At 41.2% G+C, this 11,863-nt stretch carries 14 protein-coding genes; 5 read left to right on the top strand and 9 right to left on the bottom strand.

The window, feature by feature from the left end:
* Positions 1-297 (top strand): transposase (locus FTV52_RS03390; RefSeq protein ID WP_026438422.1); only part of this gene is annotated, 297 nt, incomplete at its 5' end.
* A gap of 71 nt (positions 298-368) precedes the next feature.
* Here the strand turns inward: FTV52_RS03390 and purB are convergent.
* The 4 genes from purB to FTV52_RS03370 are packed head-to-tail and all read right to left on the bottom strand — an operon-like array spanning position 369 to position 4,180.
* The gene (gene purB / locus FTV52_RS03385; protein WP_004971661.1) at positions 369-1,757 is read right to left on the bottom strand and encodes an adenylosuccinate lyase; all 1,389 of its coding nucleotides are present in this window, start codon (positions 1,755-1,757) and stop codon (positions 369-371) included.
* A gap of 55 nt (positions 1,758-1,812) precedes the next feature.
* On the bottom strand, positions 1,813-2,544 hold the full coding sequence (gene hflD / locus FTV52_RS03380; protein WP_004971659.1) for a high frequency lysogenization protein HflD: 732 nt from the start codon (positions 2,542-2,544) through the stop codon (positions 1,813-1,815).
* 12 nt (positions 2,545-2,556) lie between these two features.
* Positions 2,557-3,690: a tRNA 2-thiouridine(34) synthase MnmA gene (gene mnmA / locus FTV52_RS03375; protein ID WP_004971657.1), complete on the bottom strand. Its 1,134-nt coding sequence runs from the start codon at positions 3,688-3,690 to the stop codon at positions 2,557-2,559.
* A gap of 4 nt (positions 3,691-3,694) precedes the next feature.
* Complete coding sequence (locus FTV52_RS03370) at positions 3,695-4,180, bottom strand: NUDIX hydrolase (protein WP_096901080.1); 486 nt, start codon at positions 4,178-4,180, stop codon at positions 3,695-3,697.
* A gap of 133 nt (positions 4,181-4,313) precedes the next feature.
* Between FTV52_RS03370 and FTV52_RS03365 the strand changes: the two genes are divergently transcribed.
* Positions 4,314-4,520 (top strand): DNA-binding protein, encoded by a 207-nt coding sequence (locus FTV52_RS03365; protein ID WP_104851773.1) that lies wholly within the window; start codon positions 4,314-4,316, stop codon positions 4,518-4,520.
* Positions 4,521-4,562: 42 nt separating this feature from the next.
* On the opposite strand, the gene FTV52_RS03360 is transcribed toward FTV52_RS03365, so the two are convergent.
* The 4 genes from FTV52_RS03360 to FTV52_RS03345 all read right to left on the bottom strand — a co-directional run bounded on the left by FTV52_RS03360 (position 4,563) and on the right by FTV52_RS03345 (position 7,547).
* Positions 4,563-5,093, bottom strand: coding sequence for a gamma carbonic anhydrase family protein (locus FTV52_RS03360; protein WP_004971648.1), 531 nt, complete (start codon positions 5,091-5,093; stop codon positions 4,563-4,565).
* A 106-nt stretch (positions 5,094-5,199) separates the two neighbouring features.
* Entirely contained in the window at positions 5,200-6,348 is a 1,149-nt protein-coding gene (dacC, locus tag FTV52_RS03355; protein WP_004971646.1) for a D-alanyl-D-alanine carboxypeptidase PBP5/6, read from the bottom strand.
* A 117-nt stretch (positions 6,349-6,465) separates the two neighbouring features.
* Positions 6,466-6,858, bottom strand: a complete 393-nt coding sequence (locus tag FTV52_RS03350; protein ID WP_004971644.1) for an MCR_0457 family protein — start codon at positions 6,856-6,858, stop codon at positions 6,466-6,468.
* Between the two features lie 317 nt (positions 6,859-7,175).
* Complete coding sequence (locus FTV52_RS03345; protein ID WP_026438310.1) at positions 7,176-7,547, bottom strand: MCR_0457 family protein; 372 nt, start codon at positions 7,545-7,547, stop codon at positions 7,176-7,178.
* Positions 7,548-7,758: 211 nt separating this feature from the next.
* Between FTV52_RS03345 and surE the strand changes: the two genes are divergently transcribed.
* From surE to FTV52_RS03330, 3 genes are all read left to right on the top strand, one after another.
* Complete coding sequence (surE, locus tag FTV52_RS03340) at positions 7,759-8,535, top strand: 5'/3'-nucleotidase SurE (protein WP_096901077.1); 777 nt, start codon at positions 7,759-7,761, stop codon at positions 8,533-8,535.
* A gap of 106 nt (positions 8,536-8,641) precedes the next feature.
* On the top strand, positions 8,642-9,460 hold the full coding sequence (locus FTV52_RS03335; RefSeq protein WP_104851774.1) for a peptidoglycan DD-metalloendopeptidase family protein: 819 nt from the start codon (positions 8,642-8,644) through the stop codon (positions 9,458-9,460).
* A gap of 95 nt (positions 9,461-9,555) precedes the next feature.
* A complete protein-coding gene (locus FTV52_RS03330; RefSeq protein WP_179989879.1) occupies positions 9,556-10,485 on the top strand; it encodes a LysR family transcriptional regulator in 930 nt (309 codons plus the stop codon).
* An 82-nt stretch (positions 10,486-10,567) separates the two neighbouring features.
* On the opposite strand, the gene FTV52_RS03325 is transcribed toward FTV52_RS03330, so the two are convergent.
* Complete coding sequence (locus tag FTV52_RS03325; protein ID WP_096901074.1) at positions 10,568-11,779, bottom strand: aspartate aminotransferase family protein; 1,212 nt, start codon at positions 11,777-11,779, stop codon at positions 10,568-10,570.
* Positions 11,780-11,863: the final 84 nt, after the last annotated feature.

The raw sequence follows: 11,863 nt of genomic DNA, 5'->3' as shown, positions 1-11,863 counted from the left end.
TACATTAGCCAACCATTGAAAGAAACACTTAAAGAGCAAGGCATTGATTTAATTACTTATCCAAGAAAAAATATGAGAGTGACCTTATTGCCATTTTCTGATGAATTTCATCTACGACAACGTAAAAGAATTGAAACATTGATAGGATTATTGAAAGAAAAATATCACTTAGTTACGAGTAAACATCGTTCGATTGCTGGTTTTTTAGCAGGCGTATTTTCTTCACTATGTGCGTATCAACTTTGCCAAAAGAATAAGCCTAAAATTCATGTGATTAAATCTTTGGCTTATCCGTAACTGGGGTTATTCTAATAAAAATGCGAAGCCGAAGCTTCGCATTTTTGTATTGTGATGAATGCTTTTACAAATTAGATTTTAGCAATTAAATCTTGAATTTGTTTTGCTTGTTCAGCTGCATTACCTGTGTAAGTTGCAGGCGTCATTGTCGCTAAACGTGCGCGATCTGCTGCAGGAACGCCTTCCAACTCATTACCATTCACGAAATCTAGCATCATGTCACGTGTCATAGCTTGACCACGTGTAAGAGCTTTTAATTTTTCGTATGGTTTTTCGATGTTATAACGACGCATCACAGTTTGAATTGGCTCAGCCAATACTTCTTGAGCATTGTCTAAATCTTCAAGAATACGTTGTGCGTTCAATTCAAGTTTGCCAATACCTTTAGAGCAAGCTTCAAATGCGATCAAGCTTTGTGCAAAACCAACACCCATATTACGCAATACAGTCGAGTCAGTTAAGTCACGTTGCCAGCGAGAGATTGGTAATTTTTCGCCTAAGTGAGCCAAGACTGCATTGGCGATACCCAAGTTACCTTCAGAGTTTTCAAAGTCAATTGGGTTTACTTTGTGCGGCATGGTTGAAGAACCAACTTCACCTTCTTTCAGTTTTTGCTTGAAGAAACCAAGTGAGATGTAGCCCCAAACGTCACGGTTGAAGTCGATTAGAATGGTGTTGAAACGACGTAGCGCATCAAACAATTCTGCCATATAGTCGTGTGGCTCAATTTGAGTCGTGTATGGGTTAAAGCTTAAACCTAAAGACTCTACAAATGCTTGAGAATGTGCAGGCCAGTTGATTTCTGGGTATGCAGAAAGGTGAGCGTTGTAGTTACCTACTGCACCATTGATTTTGCCCAAAAGCTCAACTTGCTTGAACTGTTTGATTTGACGTGCAAGACGATATGCCACGTTTGCCATTTCTTTACCCAAAGTTGTTGGGCTTGCAGTTTGACCGTGAGTACGTGACAACATTGGTTGATCTGCGTGTTTTTCTGCCAATGCAACAATCGAATCAATGATTTGCTGCATCGCTGCAACCAATACTTCACGACCATTTTTAAGCATTAAAGCATGTGACAAGTTGTTGATGTCTTCTGAAGTACAAGCAAAGTGAATGAACTCACCTGCATTTTTTAACTCATCAATGTTGGCAATTTTTTCTTTTAAGAAATATTCAACTGCTTTTACGTCATGGTTGGTGGTGCGTTCAATTTCTTTAATGCGGTTGGCATCATCTTCAGAGAAATCTGCAACAATTGCATCTAATGCAGCATTCGTTGCAGCACTGAAAGCAGGTACTTCGGTAATTTCAGGACGATTGGCAAGCGCTTGTAACCAACGCACTTCAACAGTCACACGAGCATGGATTAAACCAAACTCAGAGAGGAAAGGGCGGAGTGCATCACATTTGCTTGCATAGCGCCCATCTAATGGAGAAAGTGCGGTTAAAGCGTTCATATCGATTCCTTAAACTTTGGAATTAAACCTAAAACAAAAGCGTGTTCAGCATGGTTTAAACCACCTGATACTGTAAACGCGCCAGATCTTGAATATCACGTAATAATTTACGTTTGCTAAATACCATGCCCCATGAACTGCCACCAAGTTGACGCCAAAGGTGTGCCATTTGTAAGCCTGTAAAAAGCGAAGCTCGAATTCGGTTGGTATGTGCAGAATCCTTAAATGCTTCTGCATTGCCACGTACCATAATGCGCGGGTTAATTTGTCCCGCAGTATCGACATAAGTTTGGGCTAAATTGGCAATAATACTGGGATGCAAATAGTTATGATCAAAAAATGAAAGTTGTTTTAAGATTTTTTGCTGTGACTGCTCAATAATTTCGACGTATTTAGGATTGCTATACACTTTCTTTTCTAATTGTAAGAGTGCCATCGCATACGACATGGGTAGTTTGGTATTGGATAGTTTAGGTAAACGCGATTTAGGAGCAGTATTAAAAGGTTGGTTGATGCTGCTTTCTAGCGTTTTTAAACCCAAAGAAATATCGGCCAAATGATTAAAAAAATCCAAAGTTTGCGAACTGTGGTTGCTACTTGGACGGATATTTAAACTGGCTTTAATCAATTGCTCAAAATAAAAGTTACCGCTTTCACCAATACTTTGTCTGCCTGTGAGTGCAGTCATGTGCGTGAGCTGGGTGGCTTGAAACACACCCGCTAACGCCAAGGCACGATTTTGGCGAACATTCAGAGTTGGTGACTGTTGAAACGGTAACTCTGTCATCCAAAACAATCCTTAAATAAAATCGGGTTTAGGTGCATTGGTATGGTGAATCACACCACCACCTAAACACACTTCGCCTGAATAGAATACGACACTTTGACCAGGAGTGACTGCACGTTGTGGCTCATCAAATTCCACACGTACACCGCCAGGCATGCTGTCATCATTGAAAATTACACAGTCCTGATCATCTTGGCGATAGCGAGTGCGACAAGTACAACGGAAGCCTGACGCTGGAATTTCTTGTTCACCTGCCACCCAATCAATTGCTTCGCTCCATAAAATAGTGCTTTGCATGAGTGGATGTTCATGACCTTGACCAATCACTAAACGATTGTTTTCAATATCTTTATGCAGGACAAACCATGCACCTTCAGCAACACCTTTTAAGCCGCCAATACCAATCCCGCCACGCTGACCGAGCGTATAGTACATTAAGCCGTGATGTTCACCAACCTCTTTGCCATCGTCTAAAACAATTTTTCCAGCTTGAGCAGGCAAATATTGTTTTAAGAAATCATTAAAGCGACGTTCACCAATAAAGCAAATCCCTGTCGAGTCTTTTTTCTTGGCAGTGACTAAATCTAGTTCTTCGGCAATTTTTCGGACTTGCGGCTTTTCAATTTCGCCCACAGGGAACAAGGTTTTATTGATTTCACGACCATGCACTGCATGTAAGAAATAGGTTTGATCTTTATTTTTATCTAAACCACGTAACAGTGGAGCGTATGCTTCACCTTTGGAGTTGTACTGCGTTCCACCACGACGAGCGTAGTGACCTGTGGCGATAAAATCTGCGCCTAAATTCATGGCGTGATCTAAAAAGGCACGGAACTTAATTTCTTTATTGCATAAAATATCTGGGTTTGGCGTGCGTCCTGCGGCATATTCGGCAAGAAAATGCTCAAAAACCCGATCCCAATATTCCATCGCAAAGTTGGCTGTATGCAACTTAATGCCTAGCTTGTCGCACACCGCTTGCGCATCGGCAAGATCTTCCATCGCGGTGCAATATTCAGTGCCGTCATCTTCTTCCCAGTTTTTCATGAAAAGCCCTTCAACCTGATAACCTTGTTGAAGTAGAAGTGCAGCAGAAACAGATGAATCTACACCACCTGACATACCGACGATGACACGTTGTTGCATAGGATTAGGCATCCAAACTAGAAATAAGGGGAGAATTTTGGTGCTCGTAAATGAGCGATAAAGGATAAGATTGACCACTGAGCGCATCTTGAACCGCTTTCAGTACCAACGGACTTCGGGCACGTGCTGATTCAGCCAGTTCGTCTGCAGACATCCATACTGTACCAATAATATCGGGATCGAGCTGGGCTTGCGCATCATGTTGCAGCGATTCGGCTAGAAAGCAGAAGCGATAATAGGTGCGGTCAGGAAACATAGGCGGAGTATAGCTATAAATACCGAGTAAGGCATTAATTTTCACCCGATGCCCAGTTTCTTCCATGGTTTCACGTATTGCTGCTTCAATTAAGCTTTCGCCAGCTTCAACATGCCCTGCAGGCTGATTAAACACGCTATGCGTCACACCTTCTGTATGTTCTTCAACAAACAGGAATTTTCCGTTTTTTTCGATAACGGTGGCGACAGTAACGTGAGCAGTCCAAGCGGTCATTGAAAAGCACCATGGGGTAAAACGCATATTCTACAAAATTTAGGGGGATGTGGCTATGTTGAAAGGGGATTTCTTTAAAACTGTAAATGTAGGTTTGTGTAGTTGTGGGAAGATGTGAGGGGTACTTTGTTCTTTGATTCATTTGGTGATGCTGGATGTGATCTCATTTGCGCTAGGTGTTGTTGCCAAAGTCAAAGCTATTGCACAAATAGAAAAAGAGGCAGATATTGACCGTAAAGCTTTGTATAAAACTCTAAGTCAAGATTCAGCCTCTCGATTTGATAAGATTAATCATGTCATTCATACACTGAGTTTAAAATTAACGGTGCAGAACGTGTAATCCCTCAAATTACAACAATCAAAAAGAACTTTGAGGGGTGGATTATTGATAATTCCCCGCCACTTTTACATAGTGCCGTGCAGAATAAGGCAAAAACTCTTTTTCCTTGTCGGTTAAAGGACGAACTTTTTGCACAGGGCTACCCACGTACAAATAGCCACTTTCCAAACGCTTACGCGGTGGCACTAAAGACCCTGCGCCAATCATTACATCATCTTCAATAATGACATCATCCAAAACAATTGTGTTGATGCCCAATAACACCCGATTGCCAATGGTGCAGCCGTGTAAGGTCACACCATGTCCAACTGTGACATCTTCGCCAATAATCAGCGGTGAACCTTCAGGTTTGTCGGCTTTTTTATGGCTAACATGCAGCATGGCATGATCTTGCACATTGGAATTTTGACCAATCCGAATATGGTTAACATCACCACGAATCACGGCAAATGGCCAAACCGATACATTTGCGGCCAAATGCACATCACCAATCACCACCGACAATTCATCTACATAACAGCTTGCGTCAATTTTTGGGGTTTGCTCTAAATAAGCACGCACATTTTTTTTCATGATGGACAAATCTTTAGCTTATAAATTTAGGATTGAGGACAGTATAAAATAAAAAAGCACACATGCGGGCATGTGTGCTTTGCGCTTTAGTCTAAGCTTATGAATCTTAGAATAAGTTGCTAAAGAATTGTTTGATATGGTCTAGCATACGTGCAAAGAAACCCGCTTCTTCCACTTCCTGCAACGCCACCAATGGTTTTTCAGCAATCACTTTACCATCTAAGGTTGCGACATATTTACCAATCACTTGACCTTTTTTCAAAGGAGCAGTCAATTTAGGTTGAACCACCAATTGAGTTTTAATTTGGTTGGCTTTGCCTTTTGGCATGGTCACGTTAAAGTTTTCTGGCAAACCAATTTGTGCTTCTTTGCTTTTACCGTACCATACTTTTGCTTTAGCTAAGACTTGGTTGGCAGGCTGTACACGTACAGTTTCGTAGTTTGCATAACCCCAAGCTAACAATTCACGAGTTTGAGTTGCACGAGCTTGCATGGTTGGCGCACCAAAAATCACCGAAATTAAACGCATTGGGCCACGTTTAGATGAAGTGGTTAAGCAGTAACCCGCTTCGTTGGTATGACCTGTTTTTAAACCATCCACGCTTGGGTCGGTATATAACAGGGCATTACGGTTGCCTTGTTTAATTCCATTAAAAGAAAACTCTTTTTCAGAATAAATTGGGTAGTATTTTGAGCTGTCATGGATGATGTGCTGCGCTAAAGTCGCCATATCTTTTGCGGTAGAAAAGTGACCTTCAGCAGGCATACCCGTAGAGTTCATAAACTGGGTATTGCTCATGCCAATACGTTTGGCTTCTTCATTCATCATGTGAACGAATGTGCCTTCATTACCTGCAATGTGCTCTGCCATGGCTTTAGATGCATCGTTGCCCGATTGCACGATAATTCCGCGTAGCATTTCAAGTACGGTTGCTGTGCCATTTAAAGGAACATACATACATGATTCTGTGCTGCTGCCACGACACCATGCAGACTCATTCATGCGGACTTGTTCATCTTCCGTGAGTTCGCCTTTTAATAACTTTTGTTCAATGATGAAACTAGTCATCATTTTGGTCATTGAGGCAGGGGCGAGTTTTTCGTTTTCATTTTTTGAAGCTAAAATTTGTCCCGTCTCATAATCCATCAAAACGTATGATTTGTTATTGAGTTCTGGTGGTGTAGCTAAGACAGTTGCTGCATAAGAAAAGCTTGGTAATAGTAATAATGCAGCAAGGGCGCTTTTTGGGGTCATTCTAAGAGGTTCCAATACTTGAGGTATGCACAAAAGAGCTAGCATTTTAGGGCAAAGCTCAGCCGACTTCTATGGGAGAAATCGGCTTATTGATAAAAGTATTGTAACCAAATTGTATTATCTGCTATATGCTGTCAATTCTTGGCAAATTGCTTGGTTTTTGGCTGTTCCAGCAGCTTTGGCATCGGCACGGGCTTCTTTTAAAATTGGCTGGAAGCTTTTTTGTTTGCTGAGTTTACTTAAGGCAGTAACAGCGTCTTTTTCTTTAGGCATATATTCTTGGGCAAGTTTTGTATAACCCTGATGAAATTGATCTTGTTCTTTGACTAGTGAAGGGCAAACTTCAGATAACACATAAATAGCGGCTAATTCTTGCTGAGTCACTTGTTGTAATGGCGTCACTTCAATATTTTCTTCTTGCGCAATTGCGGCTTGACTTAAACCCAAACTGAGCGCAACTGCGCCAAAAAAATGAACTGCACGTGAATTTTTTAAGCCAGAAAATTGCATATCAAGTACCTTAAATATTGTTTGAACTGAATCTACCGATTCATTTAAGTGCTTATAAGATGAATCATTTATTTGCGAATTGAAAGAGTGAAAATGTATTAAAGCTGTGTGATCTGAGCGCAAATCATGTATAAAAAGTGAAGATTAAAGTCTGAAATTTGAAAATCAGTGGCTTGATATAAAGCGTAAAATAATAGTGGAAAAATACCAGATATAAAAACTAAGCATAAAATTTAAGGCAAACTTTGAAAGTTTGCCTTAAAGGGTGAGTATGCAAAATTATTTACAGGCTCAAAATAGTATTTAAATCATGTGATTTAAAGTGCTAATTCTAAAGCTTCCTGACACACTACTTTTTGCTCTTCTTTGGCTGTATCTTTTGCTGCTTCACGCGCTTCAGCTAAAACGGATTGATATTCTGCGTCGGCTTGTAGTTTGGCAAGCGTCATGTTCGATTCTGAATAATCTTGTAGATAAGTTTGAATCAGTGCTTGAATATTGGCATCTAATTTTGCATTTTTTCCAATCAGTGCAGGGCACATTTCAGTCATGACTTGTGCCGCTGCAACATCTTCTTTCACAATCGTATTGGCTTCTGCTGCAGTCAAATCTTCTGCAATTACAGACTGCGTTAATACAGCAGCAAAACCTAGACCCAATAAACGACGAAATGACAAAGCTAAAATCATGAGAATCACATATATTTTTGGATGGATGTTAAGCGCTAAATATATATAATCTTTTGTATATTTCAATGAAATGTGCTGATCAGTCATTTTGTTGTCGTGTGCTTATTAAATGTGCTTAGGCATGAATCAGGCACAAACAAGTTTAAGATTGAACCGACGTTGCTATATTTTAGTATATAACCTTTATATTTGTTTTATCTGAGATTTTTCTGTGAATATTTTGATAGCCAATGATGATGGCGTGTTTGCACCTGGTATCCAAGCTTTGGCGAAAGCCTTAAAACCTTTGGGTCGCGTGGTGATTGTTGCACCCGAAAGTGAACGCAGTGGTTTTTCGAGTGCGCTGACTTTAGACCGACCATTACGTCCTGTGCAAATTGCTGAAGATGTCTGGGCAGTGAATGGTACACCTGCAGACTGTGTCTATTTGTCGATGAATGGATTGTTCGATTTCGAATTTGATTTGGTGGTCAGCGGCATTAACAGCGGTGCAAATCTAGGGGATGATGTACTGTACTCAGGCACAGTCGGTGCGGCATTTGAAGGACGTTTGATGAAACAGCCTGCGATTGCGGTATCACTTGCAGGGCATAATGTACGTGCTTATCAGCATCCGCAAGATTATATGCAGGCAGCGCAGTGGGTACATGACTTTATTGCTCAAGGTTTACCAAGTTTACCTGCACGACATATTTTTAATGTGAATATTCCAGATGTGCCAGTGTTGCAGGGCACAAAAATTACCTATCAAGGACAGCGTACCCAATCTAAGCCAATTACTAGTCAGGTCGATCCACGAGGGCGTCAAGTGTATTGGATTGGTTTGTCGGGCGAGGCAGTGGCTGCACCGAAAAAAGGCTTAACTGAAATTGAGTCTGATTTTTTTGCGGTAGCAAATGGCTATGTCAGCGTGACACCAATTCAGATGGATGCCACCAATTATGACGTTTTGCAATCATTGCACAGTCAATTTTCCCAAATTGGCTAACTAATGTTATAACTTTGTGAAAAAGTAGCTTGTAAGCCTCATTACAAGGACTTTTTTGCTACTCTTAGCGCAATAGAAAATATTTAGAATTTGTAGAGAGGAAAGAATGCCTGTGGTGTTTCAGTATCGTTTATTTAGCACACCAACAGCATTGTTGAAAACCTTAGTGTTATCAAGTGCTGTTGTGGCTACCGTCGTGTTGAGTGGTTGTGCCTCTAAACCTCAAGTGAATAATTCTGCACGTTATGCAACAGCGCCGAATTTTTATACTGTACGTTCAGGTGATACTTTAAGTGGTATCGCTGCACGTTATGGTTTGAGCTATCTCAGCATTGCAGAAATGAATGATATTGCACCGCCGTATCGTATTTATGTCGGGCAGTCGATTCGTTTGAAAGCGGGCAATGCACCACGTACAACAAGCACTCGCCCTGTAACGCAGGCTGCACCAATTCAACGTCAAACAGTCACTTTACCAACGACACCTGCACCGGTAACATCGACTACAACCACGACCACTAGCTCAACAACACCAAGTACACCGGTGCGTAGCAGCACATTGCGCTGGGTGAAACCATCTCAAGGTGCTGTGATTGCACAGTTTAATTTGGCAAGTAATATCAAAGGAATTCGTTACGGTGGCAATGTAGGTGACCCAATTTATGCCGCAGCAGATGGGCAGGTGGTTTATGCTGCAGATGGCTTAAAAGAATATGGAAACTTGATTTTAATCAAGCACATTGATGGTTATATCACCGCCTATGCACATAACAGTAAGATGAATGTGAGCAGTGGTCAAAACGTAACAGCGGGTCAAAAAATTGCAGAAATGGGCTCTTCTGGTGCAACACGTACCATGTTGGAGTTTCAGGTACGTCTAGATGGCAAGCCAATCAATCCAACTAATGTTTTACCAATAAATTAAATATCACGAATACAAAGCATAAATTTCACCGTATAATACAATAAGTTGCTTTTATCGATAGATGAGGGCAACGATTATAATTTCAGAGGGAATTTATGTTAGATCAACTTCGAGCAATGGGTGTATTTGCTTGTGTTGTTGAAAAAAGCTCGTTTAGCGGTGCAGCACGTGATTTAGGGATCACCACCAGCGCCGTCAGTCAGCAAATCCGTTCACTAGAACAAGATATGGAAGTCACGCTTCTGCATCGTTCTACTAGAAAACTGAGTTTGACTGAAGCAGGACAAGCTTTTTTCCACAGTTGTCAAGAAATGCTCGCCGCTGCTGAGCGTGGTAAAATACGCATTAATGAGTTAAGAGATGATTTGGTCGGTGATTTAAGAATTGCCACCACTCCAGAATTAGCCGCGAACCATGTGATTCCCGCACTTTCTCATTGGCTGTCTGCCCATCGTGGCTTGTCTGTACATCTAGAAACCGACAATCAATACATTGACCTGATTGATGGTCGTATTGATATTGCGCTGCGTATGAGTCCAATAATTGAAGATCAAAACCAGCATGTGATTCCTATTGCACATATTGACCAAGTTTTAGTCGCATCACCTAGTTATTTAAATCAAACCGCGCCCATTTCACGTCCTGAAGATTTAAAACATCATGAGTTAATTCCATTGACCATTATGAAGAATTTTCAGCAACTCAATTTTAAGCATATCAGCACTGCTGAAAATGTGGATGTAGAGTTGGGCTCGCGTCTATCGACCAATAATGTGTTGGTGTCTAAATCTTTGTGTATGCAAGGGCATGGGCTTGCGCGAATTTTGCATTTGGATATTCAAAAAGATTTGCTTAATGGCAGTTTGGTTGAAATTTTGCCTGAGTGGAAATTACCCGCATTTACTTTGTATGCAATCATTTCTAAGCACGAACAGCAACCGATGAAAGTACATCGCTGTTTGGAAGCTTTAAAACAATATTTTTCTCAATTGCCGGGTGGGCGAGTGTTTCAAGAAGCATCTTAATTGAATGTTGATAATATACTGATCGACCATTTAGTTAGCAAAAAGCCGCAGTTCAAACTGCGGCTTTTTGTTAGGGATTTATTTAACCCAAGAATTTTTTAATCATTGCTACAAGGCGTTCAATCAATTGATCTGCCTGGGCTTGAGTAATATTTAAAGTTGGTAATAAACGCACCACAGAACCTGCAGTTACGTTAATAATCATTTTGTATTCATCGCGGGCAATATCAACCAATTCTGCACATGGTTTTGGTAGTTCAATACCAATCATCAAACCAAAACCACGCACGCTTACATTTTGGTCTGCTAATTGTTGACGCAATTGTTCCACAATATAGCCGCCCATTTTTGCTGCATTTTCTACCAAGTTTTCTTTCTGGATGGTGTCAATCACGGTATAAACGACACGTGAACCAAGCGCAGTACCGCTATAGGTGGAACCATGATTTCCTGCGGTAAGAACGCCCACACCGCGACCTTGTGTCATCACCGCACCAATTGGGAAACCGTTGCCCAAACCTTTGGCAGTAGTCAGAACGTCAGGCACAATATTGGTGTGTTGATAAGCAAAGAATTTACCTGTACGACCATTTCCTGTTTGCACTTCATCTAGCATCATCAGCCAGTTGTGTTGATTGCATATGCGACGGATATCTTCTAGGTAACTAAAACCTTGTGGTGCAGTATTCACACCGCCTTCACCCTGAATCGGCTCGACTAAAATAGCTACAATATCAGGATACTGAATCGCAGCTTCTTCAATGGCTTCGACATCACCAAAAGGCACACGAATAAAACCTTCAACCAAAGGTGCAAAACCTTCCTGAACTTTTTTATTGCCTGTTGCAGATAGGGTTGCCAAGGTACGACCATGGAAAGAATGATCGGCCACAATAATTTTAGGATTGGCTACGCCTTGCATATGACCGAATTTACGTGCAATTTTAATTGCACCTTCGTTAGACTCTGCGCCACTGTTTGAAAAAAACACTTCTTCCATGCCAGCAACTTGCGCCAATTTTTGTGCAGCAGCAGTCTGCCACGGCACTTCAAACAAGTTACTGGTGTGAATTAAGGTAGCCGCCTGATCTGCAATGGCTTCGGTAATTGCAGGGTGTGCGTGACCTAAACCACATACGGCAATGCCTGTAAGTGCATCTAAATATTCTGTGCCATCTTCAGTATAAAGATAAGAACCTCGACCGCGGACAAAGCTGATCGGCTGACGGCCAAATACAGGCATCAAATGTGATGGTTGATCAGTTTGCACAGGAGCAAGGGTAATGTTATTCATGACTAACTCTTATCTGTTAGGTTGGAGGGAAAAACTTATATAAGCAAAATCTACTGCAGATGAAAAGCCTAATTGTAAATAAAA

The organism is Acinetobacter sp. YH1901141, from assembly GCF_013416935.1.
Classification (GTDB): Bacteria; Pseudomonadota; Gammaproteobacteria; order Pseudomonadales; family Moraxellaceae; genus Acinetobacter; species Acinetobacter towneri.
The sequence above is the reverse complement of the archived record's forward strand: the minus strand, read 5'-3'. Positions and strand labels throughout refer to the sequence as shown.